This window comes from Gillisia sp. Hel_I_86, from assembly GCF_007827275.1.
Classification (GTDB): domain Bacteria; phylum Bacteroidota; class Bacteroidia; order Flavobacteriales; family Flavobacteriaceae; genus Gillisia.
This window is the reverse complement of record NZ_VISE01000001.1, coordinates 3,147,452-3,171,069: the sequence shown is the minus strand read 5'-3', so window position 1 is coordinate 3,171,069 and position 23,618 is coordinate 3,147,452. Positions and strand designations below refer to the sequence as shown.

At 31.7% G+C, this 23,618-nt stretch carries 23 protein-coding genes; 12 read left to right on the top strand and 11 right to left on the bottom strand.

What is annotated here, in order from left to right; genetic code table 11:
* Window positions 1-14: 14 nt before the first annotated feature.
* From JM83_RS14240 to JM83_RS14225, 4 genes are read right to left on the bottom strand one after another with little or no spacing between them, the layout of a single operon-like run.
* Window positions 15-353: a hypothetical protein gene (locus JM83_RS14240; protein ID WP_144962834.1), complete on the bottom strand. Its 339-nt coding sequence runs from the start codon at window positions 351-353 to the stop codon at window positions 15-17.
* 13 nt (window positions 354-366) lie between these two features.
* Window positions 367-786, bottom strand: coding sequence for a hypothetical protein (locus JM83_RS14235; protein ID WP_144962833.1), 420 nt, complete (start codon window positions 784-786; stop codon window positions 367-369).
* Window positions 787-792: 6 nt separating this feature from the next.
* Complete coding sequence (locus JM83_RS14230) at window positions 793-1,224, bottom strand: hypothetical protein (RefSeq protein WP_144962832.1); 432 nt, start codon at window positions 1,222-1,224, stop codon at window positions 793-795.
* A 38-nt stretch (window positions 1,225-1,262) separates the two neighbouring features.
* Window positions 1,263-1,607 (bottom strand): hypothetical protein, encoded by a 345-nt coding sequence (locus JM83_RS14225; RefSeq protein ID WP_144962831.1) that lies wholly within the window; start codon window positions 1,605-1,607, stop codon window positions 1,263-1,265.
* A 145-nt stretch (window positions 1,608-1,752) separates the two neighbouring features.
* Between JM83_RS14225 and JM83_RS14220 the strand changes: the two genes are divergently transcribed.
* Together JM83_RS14220 and JM83_RS14215 are read left to right on the top strand one after the other, a co-directional pair.
* Window positions 1,753-2,133 (top strand): helix-turn-helix domain-containing protein, encoded by a 381-nt coding sequence (locus JM83_RS14220; protein WP_144962830.1) that lies wholly within the window; start codon window positions 1,753-1,755, stop codon window positions 2,131-2,133.
* Between the two features lie 568 nt (window positions 2,134-2,701).
* A complete protein-coding gene (locus JM83_RS14215; protein WP_144962829.1) occupies window positions 2,702-3,904 on the top strand; it encodes a site-specific integrase in 1,203 nt (400 codons plus the stop codon).
* Here the strand turns inward: JM83_RS14215 and JM83_RS19790 are convergent.
* Window positions 3,896-4,177, bottom strand: a complete 282-nt coding sequence (locus tag JM83_RS19790) for an RteC domain-containing protein (RefSeq protein ID WP_409994707.1) — start codon at window positions 4,175-4,177, stop codon at window positions 3,896-3,898. The genes JM83_RS14215 and JM83_RS19790 overlap by 9 nt on opposite strands.
* Complete coding sequence (locus JM83_RS19535) at window positions 4,137-4,364, bottom strand: hypothetical protein (protein ID WP_261376478.1); 228 nt, start codon at window positions 4,362-4,364, stop codon at window positions 4,137-4,139. Before JM83_RS19535 ends, JM83_RS19790 begins: the two co-directional genes overlap by 41 nt.
* A gap of 187 nt (window positions 4,365-4,551) precedes the next feature.
* Here JM83_RS19535 and JM83_RS14205 point away from each other — a divergent pair, with 187 nt between their 5' ends.
* The 8 genes from JM83_RS14205 (at window position 4,552) to JM83_RS14175 (ending at window position 13,540) form a co-directional block, all read left to right on the top strand.
* Window positions 4,552-5,277 carry a LytR/AlgR family response regulator transcription factor gene (locus JM83_RS14205; RefSeq protein ID WP_144962827.1) on the top strand — a complete coding sequence of 242 codons (726 nt, stop codon included), beginning with the start codon at window positions 4,552-4,554 and terminating at the stop codon, window positions 5,275-5,277.
* 213 nt (window positions 5,278-5,490) lie between these two features.
* Window positions 5,491-5,652 (top strand): hypothetical protein, encoded by a 162-nt coding sequence (locus JM83_RS19190; protein ID WP_186435005.1) that lies wholly within the window; start codon window positions 5,491-5,493, stop codon window positions 5,650-5,652.
* Window positions 5,653-5,777: 125 nt separating this feature from the next.
* On the top strand, window positions 5,778-7,757 hold the full coding sequence (locus tag JM83_RS14200; protein ID WP_144962826.1) for a tetratricopeptide repeat-containing sensor histidine kinase: 1,980 nt from the start codon (window positions 5,778-5,780) through the stop codon (window positions 7,755-7,757).
* Window positions 7,758-7,763: 6 nt separating this feature from the next.
* Window positions 7,764-8,447: a response regulator gene (locus JM83_RS14195; RefSeq protein WP_144962825.1), complete on the top strand. Its 684-nt coding sequence runs from the start codon at window positions 7,764-7,766 to the stop codon at window positions 8,445-8,447.
* Window positions 8,448-8,645: 198 nt separating this feature from the next.
* The gene (locus JM83_RS14190) at window positions 8,646-9,413 is read left to right on the top strand and encodes an IS5 family transposase (RefSeq protein WP_144959460.1); all 768 of its coding nucleotides are present in this window, start codon (window positions 8,646-8,648) and stop codon (window positions 9,411-9,413) included.
* A gap of 351 nt (window positions 9,414-9,764) precedes the next feature.
* Window positions 9,765-9,965, top strand: a complete 201-nt coding sequence (locus JM83_RS14185; protein ID WP_144962824.1) for a hypothetical protein — start codon at window positions 9,765-9,767, stop codon at window positions 9,963-9,965.
* An 82-nt stretch (window positions 9,966-10,047) separates the two neighbouring features.
* The gene (locus tag JM83_RS14180) at window positions 10,048-10,839 is read left to right on the top strand and encodes a GLPGLI family protein (protein WP_144962823.1); all 792 of its coding nucleotides are present in this window, start codon (window positions 10,048-10,050) and stop codon (window positions 10,837-10,839) included.
* Window positions 10,840-10,864: 25 nt separating this feature from the next.
* Entirely contained in the window at window positions 10,865-13,540 is a 2,676-nt protein-coding gene (locus tag JM83_RS14175) for a hypothetical protein (RefSeq protein WP_144962822.1), read from the top strand.
* A 421-nt stretch (window positions 13,541-13,961) separates the two neighbouring features.
* On the opposite strand, the gene JM83_RS14170 is transcribed toward JM83_RS14175, so the two are convergent.
* The gene (locus JM83_RS14170) at window positions 13,962-14,339 is read right to left on the bottom strand and encodes a TraM recognition domain-containing protein (RefSeq protein ID WP_409994698.1); all 378 of its coding nucleotides are present in this window, start codon (window positions 14,337-14,339) and stop codon (window positions 13,962-13,964) included.
* A gap of 30 nt (window positions 14,340-14,369) precedes the next feature.
* Between JM83_RS14170 and JM83_RS14165 the strand changes: the two genes are divergently transcribed.
* Both JM83_RS14165 and JM83_RS14160 read left to right on the top strand, forming a co-directional pair.
* The gene (locus tag JM83_RS14165) at window positions 14,370-15,074 is read left to right on the top strand and encodes a hypothetical protein (protein ID WP_186435004.1); all 705 of its coding nucleotides are present in this window, start codon (window positions 14,370-14,372) and stop codon (window positions 15,072-15,074) included.
* A gap of 67 nt (window positions 15,075-15,141) precedes the next feature.
* Complete coding sequence (locus JM83_RS14160; protein ID WP_144962820.1) at window positions 15,142-15,387, top strand: hypothetical protein; 246 nt, start codon at window positions 15,142-15,144, stop codon at window positions 15,385-15,387.
* 956 nt (window positions 15,388-16,343) lie between these two features.
* Here JM83_RS14160 and JM83_RS14155 read toward each other — a convergent pair.
* From JM83_RS14155 to JM83_RS14140, 4 genes are all read right to left on the bottom strand, one after another.
* Window positions 16,344-16,988, bottom strand: coding sequence for a class I SAM-dependent methyltransferase (locus JM83_RS14155; protein ID WP_144962819.1), 645 nt, complete (start codon window positions 16,986-16,988; stop codon window positions 16,344-16,346).
* A 159-nt stretch (window positions 16,989-17,147) separates the two neighbouring features.
* Window positions 17,148-17,870 (bottom strand): hypothetical protein, encoded by a 723-nt coding sequence (locus JM83_RS14150; protein ID WP_144962818.1) that lies wholly within the window; start codon window positions 17,868-17,870, stop codon window positions 17,148-17,150.
* 1,766 nt (window positions 17,871-19,636) lie between these two features.
* Window positions 19,637-19,903, bottom strand: a complete 267-nt coding sequence (locus JM83_RS14145) for a hypothetical protein (RefSeq protein ID WP_144962817.1) — start codon at window positions 19,901-19,903, stop codon at window positions 19,637-19,639.
* A gap of 2 nt (window positions 19,904-19,905) precedes the next feature.
* Complete coding sequence (locus JM83_RS14140; RefSeq protein ID WP_186435003.1) at window positions 19,906-23,586, bottom strand: DUF6443 domain-containing protein; 3,681 nt, start codon at window positions 23,584-23,586, stop codon at window positions 19,906-19,908.
* Window positions 23,587-23,618: the final 32 nt, after the last annotated feature.

The window sequence follows — 23,618 nt, the reverse complement described above, 5'->3', positions numbered from 1 at the left end:
AAAGAATATTCTAATTAACCATCATTGTCTCCGTTTAGGTTATCTAGTAAGTCTACGACCTGATCAATAAATTGGTGCTCCTCAAAGGGAATAAGTTGCAATGTGTGGCGCAATACTTCATTAACATTATATTTCGGTTGGGGTATTTGTTTATCGTTTAAACATTCATTTTCCTCTAACGCGAGGATACACACTTTGATAAGATTAGTAATCAAATACATTAGTTCTAAATGATTCTGAACCTGAAAAGTTCCCGAATAATACTTGCCTTTCTTGTTCTTTCGTGGAGTCAAATGGATAAGATGTTCTTGTTTGATCTTATTTAGTTTTTTGAGTATTCTTTTCCTTTTCATTTTAAAGTTGTTTTTATTGAACTTTGAATTCTCTGTGGAGGGATTCTAATTCTTGAAGTTTCTTTTCTCCTTCATTAGCCACTTTTTCAAGAAACCTACGGCATAATCGCTGTGCATAATTACTGTCCTCTATAGAAACGTCGTCAACTGATTTAAAATTAACATTGTACTGGGCATGGCATAGCGCATGAAATACTCGCTTTGATCGAAAAGACTTTTTAGGGAATAGTATCTTAGGGCTATTGCAGAAATTACCGCAAAGATTTATTAGAACCCGTAGATCATAGTAACTAGGTTTATACTCCCAAAAGACATATAATAATGCGGCACAAGATTGCGCTAGTGATTGAGAGATTAAAAGCACCCTTGCTGTTTCATCATAGATATCGTCGCACACATCTACTTTATCTTTAAAGTAATAAGCCCGGTTCATACGAAATTACCATTCTTTTTTAATCATGGAATACATTTTTGGATGATAGCAATATCCACAAGGCAACAAGCGTTCAGAACAATATATTTCATTTTCAGAAGAAAGAATACGACTGATAAAATTGTCGCCATGCCTCAATCGGTACTTTATATCATTTAACGTATAATGAATAGTAAACACTTCACTTTTCTCCCCTGTTTTATTGAAAACATCATTCATGAAAGTTTTTGGGTCAGAAACAAACTCGTGGGTGATAACCAAAAGTGAATAGGAGAATTCACCTTTTTTAATATTTCCCAATTCTGGATCAAGGATATATTTCTTAGAAATAGTCTTTTTACTCGATCCTATTAGATAAATAGAGTGCAACTGAACTTTGCACTTAATAATGGCTACTACCTGAGCTAGGTTTTTATCTAAAGTGGCATAACTTTTCATGACTTCAAATTTTTAAAATATTTCTTTTTGCGTTTGTTTTAAAAATTGTTTGAAGATTTGATTAATTCTTCAATGTGATCTAAACATTGCATCTGACCATATGGCAATAATTCAAGGGCGAATTCAAGAACAATCGTGGCACTTACTTTAGCGTCAACATTAATCTTGTGGAGAGGTGTAAAAGAATTTTCACCCTCTAAGGCAACTACGCAAACTTCAATCATTGCTGAAACTTTCATCAGTAATTCTTGATTATCTTTAACTTGAATTACTTGCTGTTTTAGCTTGTCTTTCTTTGGATCAATTTTTAATAACTCTTTATGATTATCCAGTAATTTCTTAATTCCTAAAAGCTTTTCGGTTTCAATATTTTGCTTTTCCATAATTTGCTCCTTTTATTATTATCAAGTTAAGATTAGGGAATGCCGTACCGAACCAAAAGACTTGGTAATTTACCCGTGAGGGTTTGTTTTATACCCGAGAGGGTCATCCATTTATTTTTTGAAAAAGAATACTTATATTTGAGTTATGACAACAACAAAACCAAATCATATAGGCCGTAAGATTGCCCGCATCAGGGAGCTTCGTGGCATGAAACAAGAAACCCTTGCAGAACAATTAGGTATTAGCCAACAAAGTGTTTCTCATATAGAACAGAGTGAAACTTTAGATGATGCTAAGCTTAAGGAAGTAGCCAAAGTTCTTGGTGTTACAAAAGAGGCTATTGAAGCATTTTCGGAGGAAGCAGCAATAAATTTCTTTAATAATTTTCAAGATAGTAGTGAAGGAACTTTTAATAACCACTGCACTTTCAATCCATTAGATAAAGTAGTTGAACTATATGAAAGACTTGTCCAAGCTGAAAAGGATAAGGTGGTTTATTTGGAAGAGCTTTTGAAGAAAAAATAATTTTAGTTTTCATAATAGTTGACCCTGTATAGAATGTTTTTTATGCAGGGTTTTTTTATTGTGGAAACTACCCCCTTAAAAAAGTTGACAGAATCAGGTTTATATATTGTACCTGATCCAACTTCACAATATTACTTCGATAAATGGTGTTATGCTAAAAAGATTGATCATTCTAAACTGATAAATTAACCCAGTTAGTTAATTCTATTTTTGTTTTGTGTTCTATTTTTATTTAATTTACACATAAATAAACCTATTTCATATCATTTTAAAAGTTACCTAATCGGTCACCTGAAGAAATAGAAATTAAGAGAAGTATTGAATTTAAAGGGATACGGGGAATCACGATCAAGTCTGCCACCCCGACCAAGACCATTACCAAATGGTATCAAAACCTTGTTAATCTTATGATTATCAAGGTTTTGTGATTTTTGGTCATTCATAGTATTTGATGCTAAATCATATAAAATGAGTCCGATTCGGTGACCTCTTATTATTTTGGGATATTGCCCAGATTGTTGATTTGACTTTCGTTTTCACGCATTTGTTTAACCTGAAAACGATTATTATGAGAAATTCGGTGACCTTTGGGATCGTCTTTATCCCAAAATCCAGTAAAGCCAAAAATGGCAAAGCTCCCCTTTATGCTAGAATTACCTTAAACGGTGAGCGAATTGAACTGAGCTTGCAACGTAGAATTACCCTAAACCTATGGGATGAGCGCAAAAGCCGCCTCAGGGGGAGCAGCTCAGAAAGTATCCAAGTGAATGGTTCTTTGGATAGAATCTACAATAAGATCTACGAGTCCTTCCGGCAGCTTCAAAACGAGAACAAGCTTTTAAATGTTAGCGCTATAAAGGAACGTTATTTAGGAGCAGATGATTCTTTTAAGAAACTCTCAGAGCTTTTAAACTATCATACTGAAAATATGAAGTCCATATTAAAGTATGGTACAATGAAGAATTACTATACTACCGAACAGTATTTATATAAATTCTTGATCAAACAGTTTAAGTCCGAAGATATTTACCTCAAACAGATAAATTACCAGTTCATCACAGACTTCGAACATTTCTTACGAACCTATAAGCCAAAAAGGACTAGAAAAGCTCCAACGAACAATGGAGTGATGAAACATTTGGAGCGTTTAAAAAAACTTATAAACCTTGCTCAGAAATTGGAATGGGTAGAAAAAGACCCCTTTGCAAAATTCACACTGAAATTCAAAACATCTGAGAGAGCATTTCTAAACGAGGCTGAATTAAAAAGCATAGAAAACCAACCTTTTAATAAACTAAACCATCAGCAAACCCGGGATGTCTTTATATTCTCCTGCTACACAGGTTTATCTTGGATAGATGCAAAGAATTTAAAACCGGAGCATATTGTAATTGGAATTGATGGCAGAGAATGGATATTTACGGCAAGGGAGAAAACTGCAAAACCAGTAAAAATTCCAATTCTTCCCAAGGCTATGGAAATAATAAAAAAATATGTAATACATGCCGAATGTTCAGGATGTTTGCTGCCAGTTTATTCCAACCAGAAAACAAATGAATATTTAAAGGAGATTGCTAAAAGTGTGAAATTAAAAAAGAAATTGACTTTTCATGTAGCTCGACATACATTTGCCACTACTGTAACTCTTTCAAAAGGTATCCCTATAGAATCTGTTTCGAAATTATTAGGGCATTCTAAGCTTTCAACTACACAGATTTATGCCAGGGTATTAGAAAGTAAATTAAGTGAGGATATGTCAAAATTATTTTAAAGATCGGTTACGATTATTGTAAATTAAATAGATGCATCCTTTAATTAATATTTTATTCAATTCAAGTACCAGAAACGTGTCTGGATATAAACGTAAGTCTGTCTTACCCCTTAAAAAATAATGTTCATCAAATGTGTTCGTACCACGGCGGTTATAATGGTAAAAGTTCAGGTCATCGTTAAGATAGGTCCGTAATTTATAAATATGGTTTTTCAGATATTTTATTTGTGATTTACTGCTCCTCCTGGGACGTTTTCCTTCTATATTGAACAATTTGACATAATAAATGAGCTTGCCTATATATCTTAGGTTTGATGTTCTTGAAGAAATAGATTTCTTCCTGTTTCTTTTCAAACTCATATTCAGCAATAATAATCCTAATTTCCTTTAAAGCTTGCTTTGTGAGTTTGATTCCTTTTTCTGCTTTTGGCAAGGTGTCTTCTATTTTTAATATGTCCAATTCATCATCTAGTTTTTTACTAAAGCTTTATAAATTTTCATTTTGTATTGTGTTTAATATGAAATAGAAAATTCCTTAAAATTTAATGACAACTGGTATCTGCAACCCATACTATTTTTACTGCTCACCCATACCACAGTTACATTATCTTTAAATATATTTTGAGGCATATTTATGTATCCCGATTTTGAAAAATTATATCATCATAGAAAAAGATGTTAAGGCAACAAAATGTCTAAGAACTATAGTGGATAGTTTTGATGAGATTAAATTTTTGGGAAGTTTTAAAAATCTAGAAGAAGCACTTATCTTGATACTCAAAAACACTCCAGACATTGTCTTTTTAGATATTGATGATACCATTGATAACTTACCTGAATTTCTTTTGGATATAAATCAGCATAGCAAAAATCTGCCAGTTTTTATTGGGTTATCATCTTCAGAGGAATATGCTTATAAAGCTTATAGATATGATTTTTTCGATTACTTGTTAAAACCTTTAACGGAACTCGCAGTAAGTAGAAGCGTTTTAAAATATATAAAAAGAAAGCCATCAGAAACGTGTGAAACGATATGCCTTAAATCGAATAAAGACTATCAATATTTAAATATTGATGATATACTGTTTTTAAAGGCAGATAATAATACGACTGATTTCCATATGCGGGATGGTTCTGTAATTGGAGCTTACAAAACATTAAAGACTTTTGAGGATACTCTGCCACAAAATTTTTTAAGAATCCATAAAAGTTATATTATAAACAGTAAATTCATTTCAAGAATTCATTACGGCAAGGCAGTTTGCATCATTAAAAACCATTCTTTTAAAATCCCGTTTACAAAAACCTTTATACATAACATCGATTTTATTAATGCTTCACTGTCAAATAAGGCATTTATTACCTTGAATTGATTTCCCTATATAAAATGGCGGTTTCCCTCATAGGTGTGAGGGTTTTGCTAAACATCTCTTTTTAGGGAGGTTGCCTTCTCTTTTAGATATTATTTTAGTTTTGAAGCTTCACTAGCGTTACAAAAACAACAACGCTTTTCATTGTGCGCAATTTTATAAAACTGCTGTGTGTACGGCATGGCAGACTATTGTTCAATCTTAAAATTATGTATTATGAAAATCTTAAAAAGTTTCTTTATTTTAATCTTATTCTTCAATCTTATTGTTTCTTGTACGGCCGATGATATTACAGAGAAAACTGAAACAAACGCAACAAAAAACGTACAAGCAACAGGGGAAACTGACGATCATGTTGACCAAACGGAAAAAGGATAACAGAATTTTAAAAAACAACAGCCTTTAGCACAATTGTTAAGGGCTTTTTTTAGTTTTGTTCTTTTAAATATTATATAATTAAAACACGAAACAAAATAAATCTCATATTGTTATGTCTCATTTTAATGAATTGTGGTCATGATAACGAAAACAAGTTTGAACTGCCTACCAGTTTTAAAAATGATAGCATCTCCTTGTGGATTACATTTTCAAAAAATACAACACTTCCTTTAGAAAAACGACGACTTTATTTAGAAAAGGCACATACAGCCTTAAAATCCGGGGAATTAGATACTTTTTATATGCGAACCTTGAGCGCAGTTGCCTATCAATATTTAAAATTGAAGGACACCCTACGTTTTAAGGAATTAAATAAAGAAACTTTTCAATCAGCACTAAAATTAAAAGACACTTTCGCTTTAGCTGATATCCATTGGAATGAAGCAAATTACTATAAAAAAATCGAGGTATATGATACTGCCTACTATCATTATGATCAGGCATATAAATATTTTGAAAGTATAGACGAACAAAATTATTCGGCGAAAATGCTGTATGGCATGTCATTTATCAAAGGGAGATTCAGAGACTATTCTGGGAGTGAAATTTTAATTGTTAAAGCGATTTCAAAATATAAATTATTAAAAGAGAATGAAGCACTATATGCCTCATACAATCATTTGGCATTGTTACAAAATGACATTAAGGAATATAACAGAGCATTATTCTATCATAACAGAGCGTTAGAATATTTAGATAAGTTAGAAAACAAAATTGATTTGTATAAAATAAGCTTGAACAACATTGGCAATGTATATGTTGAAAAAGGAGAGTACGGAAAAGCATTGTCGTACTATGATAAAGTTTTAGAAGATGATAGCTTGAAAATAAAAGATATAGAACGTTATGCCAGAGTTTTGGACAATATAACGTATTGCAAACTTCTAAAAGGGGACACGACCAATTTAAAACAAGATTTTTATAGAGCCCTAAAAATTAGGGATAGTACTAATAACAAAGCAGGAATTGTCACCAGTAAGATTCATTTGTCAGAATATTTCGCTATAATCAAAGATTCTTTAAAAGCTATTAATTACGCCAAAGAAGCAAATGTGTTATCATGGGAAATAAAAAACAGTAAAGATTATTTAAAGTCACTTAATTTATTATCTAAACTAGATTCTAAAAATGCTGAAGACTATTTGGGTAAGTATATCACATATAGTGATAGCTTGCAAAATATCGATCGTAAGACCCAAAATAAATTCACCCGAATAGCCTATGAAACAGATGAGTATATTGAGGAGACCAAGCGTCTGTCGCTACAAAAGACATTAATATTGATAAGTGCTTTAGTACTCATAATAATTATCTCACTTGTCTATTACATAATGGTTCAAAAGTCAAGGACCGAAAAGTTATTGTTAGAAACCGAACAGCAAAAAGCCAACGAGCAAGTTTATATTTTAACCCTGAAACAGCAGGTTAAATTAGAAGAAGAGAAAACAAAGGAGCGCAATAGGATTTCCCAGGACTTGCACGACGGCATTCTTGGAAAACTGTTCGGGGTACGGATCGATCTGGGATTTTTGGAGATTAAGGGAGATAGCGATACCTTAAAAAAGCATGAGTCGTTCTTGGAAGAGCTACAGGGTATAGAGGCAGAGATTAGGGAAGTTTCCCATAGGTTAAATACTGACTTCAATAGCTCTGAAATTGATTTTAGCTCTATATTAGGGCAGCTTCTTGAAAATAAAAGCCGGTTGGGTAACTTTACATATCAATTAGATATTGACGAAAATATTGGATGGAGTGGAATAAATGAAATTATTAAAGTAAATCTATATAGAATATTACAGGAGGCATTACAGAATGTCGTTAAATATTCAAGAGCACAAAATGTCAGTTTAAGTTTTTCATTTCAAAAAAACAATTTAACCGTAAAATTAAACGATAATGGGGCGGGCTTCAATATAAAAAAACAAAGAAAAGGAATCGGGATTAAAAACATGAAATCCCGAATAGAAAAATTGAATGGTAGATTTAACGTTCAATCTGAAATAGATAAAGGGACTACAGTACATTTCACAATTCCGATACATTAGAAAATTATGGAAAAGAAATTATACACTGTACTATTGATTGATGACCACCCCTTGATAACCAATTCCTATAAAAGTGCGTTCCATTATATCAAGAAAAATAACGATACTCTTTCATTCAATATCGATGAGGCCAATAATTGCGAAGATGCTTATAAAAAAATAATGAATTTCTCGTCAAGCAATAAAAACCTTGATATTGTTTTTTTGGACATAAGTTTACCACCATCAAAAGATAGGAGTATACTTTCGGGTGAGGATTTAGGTTTGAAAATCAATAAATTGATGCCCACTACAAAAATTATAGTATCAACAACTTTCAATGATAATTATAGAGTTCATAGCCTTTTTAAAAATCTTAACCCTGATGGGTTTTTAGTTAAAAATGATATCAATCCCAAAGAATTGGTTAGGGCGATTAAAACAGTAATTATGGACCCACCGTATTATAGTAAAACGATTATCAAATTGCTGAGAAACGAAGTTTCTTCTGATTTGATTTTGGATGCTATTGATAGAAAGCTATTACATGAGCTTTCTATTGGTACCATGATGAAAGACCTTCCGGAAATTTTATTACTTTCTCTTCCTGCAATAGAAAAACGCAAAAGCCGTATGAAACAAGTTTTTGATGTTGTAAGCCCTTATGATAAAGAATTACTACAAAAAGCTAAAGAAAAAGGGTTTATATAACATAGCATTCAGACATATATTTAATGTTAAAAAAGTAGGGGCGATCCATACTTTTTTTATGGATTGCCCATACCTGTATTTTACAAGTAAGCTATAGCTTTACAAGTATAAGAGCATGTTTAAAAACAAATTTGGGTGAAAGTTTGTAAAAAAAGTTGGGCAGTATAAACTTTGTAGTTCACAAATAAAACAGAGTTTATGAAATCGAGATACACCCGATCGACTGCCCAACAGTGGGAAATTATGAAAAAATTCCTTCCCGTTAAAATCAAGGGCCACTATAAGTTGCGCGACATTGCCGACGCCATCCTTTGGATATTGCGCACCGGCTGCCAATGGCGGAACCTACCGGAATGCTTTCCCAAATGGGAGAGCGTCTACTACCATTTCAGGAAGTGGGGCCGGGACGGCACCCTTTCAAGGCTGAACGCAGGGCTGAACATGATGGAGAGGAAGCGGCAGGGAAAGGGGGCAACGCCCAGTATGCTGTCGATCGACAGCCAGTCCGTCAAGGCGGGGCCGATGACCTCCGAGTCGAAGGGCATCGACGGGAACAAGAAGATAAACGGACGGAAACGGCACGCGATCACCGATACCCTCGGCCTGGTATGGGGCGTTGTGGTAGGCGCGGCGAACCAGGCCGACGGGGCGGTGGCCGAGAGGGTGGTGGAGCCCCTGTTGGGCTATCTGGACCGGATGGAAAAGATACTGGCCGACCATGCCTACAAGAAGGTGTTCATGGAGTGGGTCGAGAGGACGGTAATAGGGCTGGAAGTGGAGATCTCGTCATGCCCGCCATCCTCGAAAGGCTTTGTCCCGGTAAAGTGGAGATGGGTCACCGAAAGGACCTTCGGGATCTTCAATTTCTTCAGGCGACTGGACAAGGATTATGAAAAAACACCGGAAAGTCAGGAATATTGGGTATTGTGGCAGAATTGTCAGATTATCCTCAATAGAATCGAATGATTCTTGTGAATCGTTTTTAAACATGCTCTAAATCACTTATTCAGTGAGATTTATATGAATATACGGTTTATAAGATAGGTAGAATAACGAATCTTTGATAATGAGTTGTCTGAAAAGTAAACAGTAGAGTCCGCTCATATTATGCAAATAAATATACCCTGATGTTGGTAGTCATTAGAACCGAATAAACAGAGTAAATTTAAGAACATTCGATTTACGGAATTAGTACAAAAAAAAATTAACTCTCTGGAAAAATGAAAATCTTAAAAAGTCGAAAATGTGGAGAATCTACAACGAAGAATAACGGCTAATTAAATTATTCTCAAACTAATTTTTAATATTTTTAATATTATGAAAAATTTATTTTTTGCTTTAGCATTTATGCTAACTGGAACCTTTTCTTTTGCTTCAAATGAAGTAAAAGAGAGTAACGCTGTGGTAGAACAGGATACAGAAATTACAACAATTTCTACACAAGTAAAATGCTACGCTAGAGTAGTAGGCGTTTCAGGAACAATCTATATAATAGAGATTGCGTGTCCTAATGATTGATAGTAATTAAACTATTTTTAAACTAAAAATCAAACCCTAACTTTTATTAGACTAGGGTTTGATTTATTTTAATAATCCAATTATGAAAAAAATATTTTTAGTATTATTGATACCTTGTTATTGCTTATCACAAAATAATATTTCTACCTTAAACTATGACCTTATTAGAACTAAAGGACAATTTACTTTTAATGCCGATGGGATATTAGAGATAGATTCTAAAAATAATATCTCAAAATTTAAATTATCACAATATGTAAATTTGTTGAAACCAGATGACTTTGTTAAAGATATTACTACCGAAAACGATTCTATTAAAGTTGTAGGAGCAAAGAAAATATGTCAAGATGATAAGATTTATTATAATGATTTTAAAAAAGATAGTACATACAGCATATTATATGACACTCGCTGTAAAAGTAAAGTGTTAATTAAAGACATCATCAATTATCCAAAATGGGAAATTAAAAATGAATTTAAGAAAATAGGAGACTATAATGTTCAAAAAGCAACTGCTTTTATTAATGACAGAACTTGGACAGCATTTTTTACAAATGAGTTAGGAATAAACGGAGGTCCTTGGAAGTTAATTGGCTTGCCAGGTCTTGTTCTTGAAGCAACAGCAACTGAAAACACTTCTACTTATGAATTTAGGTTAACTAAAATTAATAAAAACATTGAATGTTTTGAAATAACAAAACCATATTATAAAAATCAAACAACTTTTAATGAATTTGAAAAAAAATCTATAGAACGATATAAAGAACAGATGTTCTTTATATTTTCACAAGTACCGGGAGCATTAGTTGATGAGATTGATAAAAATAGTTTTAAACTCTATGAAACTTTAGATTTTATTGAAAAAAGAGATTAGAGATTTTAAATGAGGTTGCAGATGTATGTATATAAAAAATATTTTTCTTATTCCACTTATTTTGAGCTCAACTATTATTGGTTATTCTCAAACTATTTTAGGCACAATAACAGATGTTGAACAAAATAGTTTGGATTACTCGTATGTTTTAATTAAAGACTATGATAGTATTAACGTTAAAGAATATACGATAGCGAGAAATGGAAAGTATGAAATAAACTTAAAAAAAGAGTATTTAAAAATAATAGTTGAAATACAGTCAAGTGGTTATATAACAGCAACTAAAACTATAAAAAATCCTAATAAAAATAAAACCTATAATTTTAATTTTTTGTTAGATAAAGATACGATAGGAAATCAACTTGATGAAGTTATAATAACTGCAAAGAGAAAACCGTTTAAAATAAAAAAAGATACTGTGAGTTACAACGTTAACTCCTATCGTGACGGCTCAGAAAGAAAGATTGAAGATATAATAAAGAAACTGCCAGGAATTGAGGTTGATAAAAATACAGGAGCAATAAAATACAATGGTAAGTTAGTAGAAAATGTAACTTTGGATGGCGACAATTTATTTGGTCATAATTATACGCTCGGCACAAAAAACATTAATGTAGATATGGTTGAGCAAATAGAAGCAATAGAAAACTATTCGGAAAATGCGTTACTAAAAGGAATTGAAAAAGGAGATAAAGTTTCAATAAATTTAAAATTGAAAAAAGGGAAAATCAACTTTTCAGGAAATATCGATTTTGGTAGTGGTGTTTCAGAAAATCTCAAAGAATTTTTTGATATAAATACAAATTTACTTGGTATTACAAAAACCTATAAATCTTTTGCCACATTATCATATAATAATATTGGTATTAACCGTTCTCCTTTCAATTATTTTGGATTTAATCAAAACAGAGAACAGATTATAGAAAAAAAGTTTTTAACAAAAAAAATAATCCCAGAAACTCGTTTTTTAAACACCTTAGATGAAGAAAGAGTAAATATAAATAATCAATATTTTGGGAATTATAATGCTCTTTTTAAAATAAATAGACGCCTAAAGGTTAAAACAAACTTATATTATGTGAACGATGGAATTACAAGTGAGCAATTATTTGAAAATCAATTTACTATTAACGGTCAGTCATTTACGACAATTGATAATGTTTCAACTGAAAAAAAACCAAAACAATATCGTGGCGATTTAGACGTAAAATACAACACTTCAAAAATTTCGTTGCTTGAGTTTAATTTAACAATACGACAAGAAAATATACAAACGCCATCATCTGTTGTTTCAAATAACAATAATAGTTTTACAACTATCCTCAATTCAGAAAGTTTTTATTTAAGACAAAAATTGCTTTACACAAAAAAGATTTCAGATAAAAAAGCGTTTCAATTTTTTGTTTTTCAATCTACTAATAATATTCCACAGAATTTTCAGATAAATCCTTCAATTATTGACCCAATTAATTATGAAAACGACATTCAAAAAAGTGAATATTCAAAAAATTATTTGGAAGTACAATCAATTCTTTTAGGCTCCACTATAAAGAAGAATAAATATACATTTTCTTTTGGAGGAATTATAGACAACAATAAACTTCAATCCGAATTATTTAGTCAAAATTTAACAGGGAATAGTACAGTAGAAAATGGTATAAATAATTTAAGATATTCAAAAAAAACTATTTATCAGTTGGGTTCTTACCAATTTAAAACTGGCAAATGGAAATTATCTTCTGCTTATAGATTTACATATTTAGACCAAGAAATTGACGACAAAGAAAGTGATATAAAAAACACCCAAGCAAATTTTTTATTTGAACCTTCAATAAATATAGAGTATAAATTAAACGGGATTTCTTCCTTTCTTGGAACTGTAAATTATAAAAAATCATCAATAGTTGATGATTTTTTATTTCAGAACCAAATTTTAATAAACAATAGAACATCTGTTAGTAACATTCCAAATTTAGAATTACAAGAGGCTTTAAGTTATGGTTTTTCCTATCTTCATAATGATTTATATAATTTAGTAGAAGTTACTATAGGAATGAATTACCAAAATAGGAATGGTAATTTTTTTACAAATTCTACCATTAATCCAAATACAACACAGGTTAATTATTTCTTTTTACCACAAGATAATAACAATTTAAAATTTAACTTTTCGGCAACAAAATATATTCGTTTTTTAGAATCTACTGTAAAATTAAATTCAGATTACTCCATTTCACAATATAAGAATATTGTAAATAATTCGGAATTAAGAAATAATGAAAGTCGGTTTTTTAATACCGAATTATACTTTAGAACAGCGTTTAGACTTTTTGTTAATTTTGAGAATACAATCAATTTCTCGCAATCAATTTCTCAAAGTGATAATAGTAATGAGTTTTTAAATGAATCTTTAAATAACACTTTTAAAATTATATTAAAACCTGTAAAAAATTGGTTAGTATTACTTTCATCAGATTATTTTTTACCAAATAGAAATCAGAAGTCAGAAAATTATATGTTTCTTGATGCTACAATAAGATACAGACCAAAAAATAAAAAATTAGAGTTTAATTTTACTGCAAAAAACTTAATGAATGAAGATAATTTTGAACAAATACAAACTTCTGACTTTTCCACAAATATATACAGAACTAATATTTTGCCAAGATATTATCTATTGAATATGACATACGATTTTTAGATTATGAATAATAATCAACAACGACTACCAACACTGTATAAAAATATATTGGTTTTAGTGCTAAATTCAAAGGTCGTGTTTTTGTACAAAGTTTAGCGATGAATTGAAAGGTCAGTGCCTTGAAAATCTGCTATTATTCTTATACTAAACGTTATGCCAGATAAAACCAAAATAATGGTCGAAAAAGGACTGACCATCCAAAATCGGAAATGTGAAAATTGAAACCGAAATAAAACAAAAAGTAAAACGAAGATGTTGAAATTATAACATCTCATCTATCAGAGAATCGAATGTCTTTGCTATAAAATGTACATAATCAAAGAAAGACCTAAAACAAAAAACAGCTTTTTGAAAGCAAAAGTCGTTTAGGTGGTTTTTCTCCCAAACACCAGACTAACGTCCTTATAAATCTTTTCAAAATTCAGTCGTAAATCTTCATTAGAATACGGGGTATTTTTTTGGGCAATTCCTTTTGAATATGCTGTAGTTTAAACTGCTCCCTTTCACCCCTGCCGTCTGTAAAAGTTATAAACTTGCCTTGTTTTAGACGAAAGAAAACATCTGCTCTATGTTTCGAAACTTCTTTTTCGCCCTTGGTAATTCGGGTGTCAAAATTAAGGTTATGACCACGGTTGATACTTGTGGTTTCTTTTCGGACAATCTCAAAAAAACGTTCATAGTATTTTGCAGTATCAGGGTCATTGACCTTCCCGAAGAACTGATAGGGAAAATTGCTTAAAATGACTTTACTCGCTTTGTCTCCATATAGCATATCATTTTGGATTTTGTCTTGCATCATAACCCCAATCCTAAAAAGGAAAGTTCAACAGTGAATTCTTATAAACTAATTTTATTGATTATTGACGAGGAACACATTGGACAGCCAAAGGAATTTATGAGTGAGGTGTTTTCTAAAATGAACGAAAGTGTAAGAATTGATCCCATTCATTATACTTTAAATGATGTAAAGTATCGGTTAAAGCATGGTGACAATTTTCTGAGCCGAATTCTTACCCCTGAGAAAGCAATATACGCTACTGAATGCTTATTTTCTAGTGGTTATTGTTATCATCCAAAAATGTATGCCACAATTAAAAAAGAATGGGAATTCCGTATGAACCGGGCCTATTACTTTAAAGATAAAGTAGATGTTTGCGACGATATCTATGATGAATCTGCAAGGGTACTTTTAATCTCTCAATCACTGCAGCAAGCTTGTGCCGGGTTGTTGAATGTTTTTTGGGAGTATAAACCTAGTTACTATGATCTTAGTCATCTTTTAAATCTTTGTGGTAATTTCTGCAATAGCCCTAAGTTATTATTACCTAAAAAGTCTTTTCGCTCCAAGCGGGTATTTCATGCGCTATGCCATGCTCAGTACAATGTCAATTTTAAATCAGTTGACGACGTTTCTATAGAGGACAGTAATTATGCACAGCGCTTATGCCGTAGGTTTCTTGAAAAAGTGGCTAATGAAGGAGAAAAGAAACTTCAAGAATTAGAATCCCTCCACAGAGAATTTAGAGTCCAATAAAGACAACTTTAAAAGGAAAAGAATACTCAAAAAATTAACTGAGATTAAAGAAGAAAATCTTAATCATTTGACTCCACGAAAGAATAAGAAAGGCAAGTATTATACGGGAACTTTTCAGGTTCAGAGTCATTTAGAACTAATGTATTTTATTACAAATCTTATTAAAGTGTGCATCCTCGCATTAGAGGAAAATGAATGTTTAAACGATAAACAAATACCCCAACCGAAATATAATGTTAATGAGGTATTGCGACATACCTTACAACTTATTCCCTTTGAAGAGTACCAATTTATTGATCAGGTAGTAGACTAACTAGATAACCTAAATGGTGACAATGATGGTTAATTAGGACATCCTCTGCTATTAGAAACCCCTGCGCTCATTCTATAGTATAACCCATTTACTTTTTTTATCTGGAGCATTTTCCTTTTGTGTTTTCCCAGTATAGATCAAATAATATGTTTTCTGTGCTTTTCTCATTTACTTCTTTCAGAGCTGTATGCATTACCTTTTGATACTGCTTCTTCTTAGGATCTGAAATTAGGAAAGGCCTTATAAAAAGCAAAGCGGCTTTATGCAGGCCGCTAATTTCAAATCCTTTTTTTTGGTATCAAAAGGTAATTCTTTGAAAGCATTATAAATTGTAAGAAGTGAAGATCGGGTTCTTTACACAAAGTATAGTTTTAAGTCCTAAAATAGCGGACTTGAGCCAAAAAAATTTATTCCATAAATCTATAAGATATCAAATCTTTTTGGCTCGTGTCCAAGACTATTGTTAGTGAACCTCTTTTTCTGAAATGAAGCTTTTGCGAAATGAAAGGAAATGGGGTGAGTTGCAAATGACATTTAATAAAATAAATAAACTATTTATTCGTAGAAACAAGTATTTCACAAAATTTTAAACCCTGAAATGGAGGTTATAAAAGTGTTTGAGATAATTTTTTTAAAAAAAAACAAGATATTCAATCAGATATAGAAAATTCCCTTATCAATTATGTTGATTGACTTTAAATATTAAAATAAAATTAGTTTTATAATAAGTCTATTTTTTTATCCTTCTTATTTTATAGAATATACTGTAATACATAGAATTTATTGTTTTAAGATCTAATACTTTTAAAAAAAAAGAATATTTTTAATGTAATGTGATTGGAAAAAATTAATTAAGCGGGTGTTTAAAAATTGATCTAATCAAAAAAGTTCGGCAAATGTTTCCGTAGAAAAGTTATTATTAAATATTATTGCCTTAAATCTATCTCACATATATCTTAACTAACTTTTACTACTGTGGCAAACTGTAAATAAAAAATATCCATTGCAGAGAATAATAGTGGAATATTATAAAGATACGGTTTTATGGACTTTGTTTTTTGAATTCCCTTATGAGTAACTATCTCAAAACCAAGATTTAAATACATTTCTTGAATACTTTTAGTGGTAAAAAATCTTAAATGAGTAAAATCCATAGTTCCACTATCTGTGTATGTCCATTTTTTATCTATTACTAAATTCTTAAAAGTTTTATAATGTCGCATGTTTGGGATAGAACTAATGATAACCCCATTTGGAGATAATTTTGATTTAATAAATTTTAAAACTTCATAAGGATTTACCATATGTTCCAATACATCATTGAAATAAATAGCGTCGAAATAATCATTAGGTAGTTCATGCATCAATGTTTCGCAATTACCTGCTAACACTTTATCAAGTTTTTTTGATGCTTTCATGGCTTCCTCTTGCATTAATTCAATTCCCCACACTTCAACATTCGCATTCTTTTTCAAAGTGCTCCCAAAAGCTCCATCTCCACAGCCTATATCAATAATTTTATTAGCAAATGATGGTAAATATGCAGACATTTCTGTCCGTTGATTATTATAATATTTCTTTGATTTATTTTTATAATCCATATAGGAATTTTAATGCTTTAATGAATCTATTATTCACATAGATTATCGGTAAAATTAGTCAAATTTTGAAAATAATAATTCATTTAAATCAACTATTCTAAAATTAGAATAGTTGATTTTTAATCACTTTGGACTACATTAATTCATCCAAACCATAAATTAGTAAAAATAAAATCTAACCTTAAAACCTTCTAATCTTAAATCTTGATTTGTAGTGCCTGATATTGCACCATTAGTACTCCAAGAGCTTTCCCATCCTCGATTTTCAATATAAGATTTATAATAAGCAATTCCACTTCCATCATTGAAATATACTCTAATTGCTTCAATTTGTCGTTGTTGTCCAGTCGTACCTGCTGTACTTCCCTTACATTTAGTTCCTTGCCATCCAACAAGGGTTAAATGAGCTTCGTAGCATATATCCAAACCATTCAAATTTAAATAAAACGCTTCTAATCTTTTACTTTCAGCAATTGTCCCTAAAAAATATTCATTCGGTGAAGAATCTGCTACAGGGTCACTAAATGAAGACCAACCATATTCCTCTACATGATAACCATAATAAAAATCTGTGATTTTTTGAGGCCCTTGCTCTGGTTTACTTTTAGGTTTTTTCGGTATTAAAAATCCCTGTTTGTCATACGTATTTAAAAATGCTTTCGCATCTTCAATTCTGTTATGAGATTTTAGATCTTCAAAAGTTAAATTTCTCATTTCTGGTTCAATATTTATAACTACTGAACCGTCAGCATTTTTCAAGTAAAAATACTCTTTGGTTTGCTGCTTTTCTAATTCCAAATTCTCTTCTTGCTCTGTACTGCATGAAATAAAAATGATTGAATAAAAAAAAGTGGATAAAAGAATTGTAAATAATTTTCTCATAATTTTAATTTTAAACAAACTTATAAATATTTAATAAGGATGTTACCTTATTAACCGTACAAATAGTAAGGTTGTTTTCTGGCTTTTATATTTAATTTTTTTGAAATTTTAAATAATGGAATTATTTCTATATTTAGTTGGATTTAAATCGAAAGTAAATAGGTAAGTTTTTTTTGAGTTCCCATTACAGATGAAAAAATCTGAGAAATCCAAATTATTCAGTTCTTACATTTATTTTCCAGGTGTTTCCATGTTTGTAAGAATATATACGATAAAGCCTCCATTTTTGCCATAAACGAATATGATGTTAGCAGAAGGATAGATTTAGCAATTCTATCGACCATTGCCACTGACTACGTCCTCTTAAAATTTTCACTTCCCTCTTTTAGTTACTCCTAATATTATATCCCTTTTCAGAAATGCGATTTATTTATATTCTAGAATTAAATAAGGAAACTAAATCTTAAAAATTTAAGACTTCATTTACTTTTTTTACCTGGAGCATTTTCCTTTTGTGTTTTCCAAGTACAGATCTAATAATATGCTTTCTGTGCTTTTTCATTTACTTCTTTCAGAGTTGTATGCATTACCTTTTGATGCTGCATCTTCTTAGGATCTGAAATTAGGAAAGGCCTTATAAAAAAGCAAAGCGGCTTTATGCAGGCCGCTAATTTTAGATCCTTTTTTTTTGGTATCAAAAGGTAATTCTTTGAAAGCATTATAAAGTTTAAGAAGTGAAGATCGGGTTCTTTACACAAAGTATAGTTTACAGTTCGAAACAAGCGGACTTGAGCTAAAAGTTTATTCCATCAATCCATACAATATTAAATTATTTTGGCTCGTGTCCAAGACCTTTGGACGAATTTTTTTCCCGAAATTAAATGCAAGGGAATATGATGAGGACTGTTTTGAAATTTAGCCCAAAATTCTTTTTTAGGAATGTTTGACGCAAAAATAAGCCTGTTTATAGGGTTTTCCAGAGCATTTGACGCAAATTCAGTGAAAAAAGAAAATTTAAAACAATGTAAAATACTGATAATCAATGATTTATGAATATGTAACAGCGCTCTGCGTGTTACCCTCTTGCTTCTCAAATCCGTCCCGCCCTGCGGGGCAAATTTTCTTACCATTTCCATTACTCTTGTTCTATTAAAAATTCTAGTATGTGCAGTGTTTGGTGACACTGTATCTACGAAAATTAATTTTATCGCTATATTCTAAAAAATCACCTTTTTAGGTTTTTAAATTTATATAATCTGTCAGAAATTCAAGAATTTCCAAGAAACAAATTTCGGAAAACAATTAAATGAATCAGTTAAAAATAAAATATAATACCATTTCAACGTATTTATATCTTGGCAAGCTAAACTACTTATATCATTTGAAGTAAATAAATACTTGATTATTTGGGTACAAATAATTATTATGGTTTCCTACGGACAGAAGAAATCTGAACTATCCCATGAAACATTCTTGAAGTTTTGACCTTTTATGAAATCTTTTTCTTTTAGTCTTAATATATTATTTGATTTCCAGTTACTTGGAACCCTAAATGCTCTTTAAAAGAATCCTTAATTTTATAGACATTTCTGCCTTAAATATTCTCATTTTATAAAATATTGTATAATCTCCTTTATAACTCAAAATTAAAGACATCTTGAAACCTAATTATACAAAAATATCATTTGCCTTCGCCACGTTTCACTTTGAATGGTTCTTACTATGAATTGAGTCAAATTGATAAGGCTGACTTATACTTTTTAAAATCAAGTATAAAATTTATCAATGATTTCTTGAAGCATTTCTCCCTCATTGGTTAGTTCATAATCTTCATCAAAACCAACAATTTGTTGTTTGTCCATTGCCCAATCCCGAATCACATCAGCCAAATCTTCTTCAATTTTAAAGTTGTATCCAGCAGAATCCAAAATACTTTTTTCATTCAACTTAAGTTGTAAGAAAATATCTTCATTCTCCCTATTTAATGCATTGAGAAGATAATCTATTGTGTTTTTCTTTAATCTAACTTCCATTCTCATTTTCTTTTAAGTAAGCGAGCTGCTTTTTTTGATGCTGTTGGATTACCTGAAATAATTTTACCTGTCTTGGGATTAACTACAATTTCACCAAATTGACCAATAAATCTTTGACTCTGTCTGCCTAATTTATCTATAACAACTTCACCAACTTTCAATGGGTTTTTTAAAGCATCTAAAATACTTCCTGGACTTACTCCTCGTTGTATAATACGATTTAAACCATGTTTTACAAAACCATTTATTTCAAGACCATTTGCAGCCTTTATTATTTTACCAGTACCTTTAGCTACATTTTTTCCACCTCCTGAAAGTAAGCCATAATCTTCAATTATCGCAACATCTTGATAAGGATTTTTTAAACCTGAATCTAATAATTGTTCAACTAACCCATCTTTAAGATAATCTAAAATATTAGAAATTCTATCTTTCGAAGTTTCTCCGTAAAGCTGATTATTATAGAAACTTTCATATTCAGAAAATTCTTCAGGAGTATAGTTTTCTTTATTTACTTCTCCTTTTTTAGAGTATTTCTTTGCTTTTTCAAAACCTTTTTCATCTACAACAATTGTTTTATCAACTCCATCATCGACTTCTACAGTTGCACCAGTAATGCTATTTTCATAAATAGTTTCTGGTGCTAAACCAGTTGGATCAGTAAAAAATATAGGGTTGTCATTCGTAAAAGTGTAAGGAGACCAGTTCGGAAATTCATCTGAAAGCGGGTCAGGATTCATCCATCTACCCAAAGCAGGGTCATAGTTTCTGGCTGAGAAGTCATACCAGTCCAGGCTGTTACCAGAAATATTATCGTCCTGTAATTCTTTCCCACCAAATTTATATTTTTTAGCTGCCGCATTCCCTAGGCCATTGGTTCCACCGTTATAGCCTGAGTGGGTCAATCCAAAGGGATAATAGTTATTCTCTTTACTAATTTGAACATTCGGAGAACTGGAAGTCCCAGTATTTATATAGCTTAACCTAATGTTGCCTAAGTGGTCTGTATAGTTATAAATATAATTAAAACTACCTCCATCATATTCCACATAGCCTTCTGGATGGTTAAAGAACTGTAAGCTACCATTTTGGTAAATGTAATTCCCTGCATAGTCTGTAGTTGTTCCTGCTGCCACTTTTCGTTGTTTTACTCCCGTTGCATCGTAAATATACGAAATTGTTCCACCCGGTAGCGTGACACTTGTGGGAAGGTTGAGATGGTTGTAAATGATCCCGTTGGTTGGTATCCCTTTATTGGCATCGGATGTTAAGTTGCCATTGGTATCGTAGGTGTAGTCGTTTCCAGATTTATTGCCGTCCTTAAAACCACCATCGCCAGGTATCGAAAGAATTGCATCGGTTACATTTATTAACTTATTACTATTAGTTTCGTAGTTATAGGACAATACGTCCATAGTGCCAAAATCTGTGCTATTAGTTGAAACCGGATTGGCTACAATATGTCCTTTTCTGGTTAAGTTAGTGATATTACCATTTTTATCATATGCCATACCACTTAAATTGTAACGGCTGATATTATCTGTTGCAGTGGTAATTCTATTCAAAGCATCATAGGTATAGTCATAGGTTTTTAAACTACTGTCTGTATTAGCTGTTTTCCATTGAGTTAATGCAATGTTTCCATTATATAATGGATTAATTCCTTCATTATATCCTATCTTAAAGCCAAACAAGTTCGTTCCCAAACTGGCCGGGTTGTTTATTTGTTTTAACCAACCTCTTATATTATAGCTATAGGCAATGTCCTGAAGCCTGTTAACACTGGTCTCGACATTCCCAACTCCTTTTTCTACCAATTGTCCCAACTCATCATAGGTATTGGAAGCGATCACTTCTATAGCTCCTTCATTAATTTGTTGGGTATGTTTAGTTAAACGTTTGGCATGATCGTACTCAAAATAATCGGTGGTTGCAATGGATGGATCTGAACTGCGCCTATGATAGGTTTGTGTTCCTATTACATCTCCCGGAAAATCCAACTCATTTTTCACAGTTTCTTTTACTAGCAACAAATCGTTGTAGCTGCCAGTATAAATTGCACGACCTTTATCATCATAATGTATAACAGTGGTAACCCACTCACTTGTGCTTTGATCTAAAATTTTTATACGACTACCGGTAGGAAGCCCCTTAACATCATAGCTTACCGCCTTTCCAAAGATCAGGGTTCCAGATGGTAATTTCAAACCATTCCCTGTAGCATCGAAGGTGTAGTTGTCGTAATAATTTAAAGTGAGTACTTCTGCTCCAGTAGTTGGGTAACTATTGTTAGTATAATAATTATAGGTAGCGCTGGTAGTTTTTTCCTCCCAAGCTTTGGTATAATTGTTTGCGTAAAAATTATCCACAACGAGTTGAAGGGAAGGTCGAGAAGATGAATTTGTAAAAATTCCAGTAATAATAGGTCTGCCAAAGCCATCATATTTTGTAAACAACCATTTATTCTGTGCATCTAAATTTGCATCCTGAATTAAAATAGGTTGATCTAAAGTATTATACACTATGAACTCCCAATATTTGCCGGGTATTTTTTTTTCAATCAATCTATTTCGACTATCGTATTTATACTGATAAACCAATTCCTTTAATTCCGTTAAATTGGGAATTCCATTTTGAGAATCTGTTTTGGGAGGCAATACAAAACTTAAATTTCCAAAACGATCATAAATAAAATAGGTGTCATGAATGGAATTTGTTTCTCCTGCATCTAAAGTATCTCCATCCATATTAACATCAGAACTACCGTAAGTACGTTTGAGTACAACCTGTCCCATTTTATTTTTAAATTCTTCCATAGTATGTAATGTTCCTGAAGAGTGGTTTTCATCCTTTATAATAGTTTTATATAAGGTGCCCGCCGGATGGTAAGTGGAAGTCCCTACCGCAAGTATTGGCAACTCTGTATTACCGTTAGAAAAATTTACCCGGTACATTCGAACCTCATTTGCTTCATTTACCTGATACTTATATTCAATCTCTTGACCGCTTCCCATTTTCCAAGTTTCACCTGGTGCCGATTGTTTAATTGGTTTATTAAGTGGAGAGGCTTCAAAGTCGGTTTCACTAAAAATGTTAATTCCAGCAGAAGATGTTGCCGATGGAAAATCTTGAGAATAGTTATTATAATAATAATTTTCAATTTCGTTTGAGGCATTTTCCCTATAATTACCTACTAAAGAGTCAGCTGGATAGGACAGGTAACTATATTTTTTATAACCTCTACCATCATATTCAACAGGTCGCACAATATCTGCTCCTCCAGGAGATTGCTCAATATCAATATACTGTTCCGGTCTTCCCAAACCATCATAATATACAACTTGAGAAATCATATCTTCTTTTGATTCACTGGACGATTGCAATGCCCTTTGATAGTTTTTAACTAATGTATAATTTCGATTACTAAATATCGGCCCCTGATGACTGGCACAAACATCTAAATTTGTTACTGAGCCTTTGTATAAATTTAAACTTGTATTATCACTGGCTGAAGAATAACTTATTTGATAATATGAGATACTTCCTGAAAATGTGGTTGTTTCTATAATGGTCCCTACGGGTATGGCATTAGGAACATCCAGTCTGGATTCTACTTCCAGACCGCTTATGGTTTGATTGCAATATTGCAATGCATCTGTTTGATTCGAACCTATGTAAATCATCCTGTGATATTTTAAGCTATACGACTGTGCAT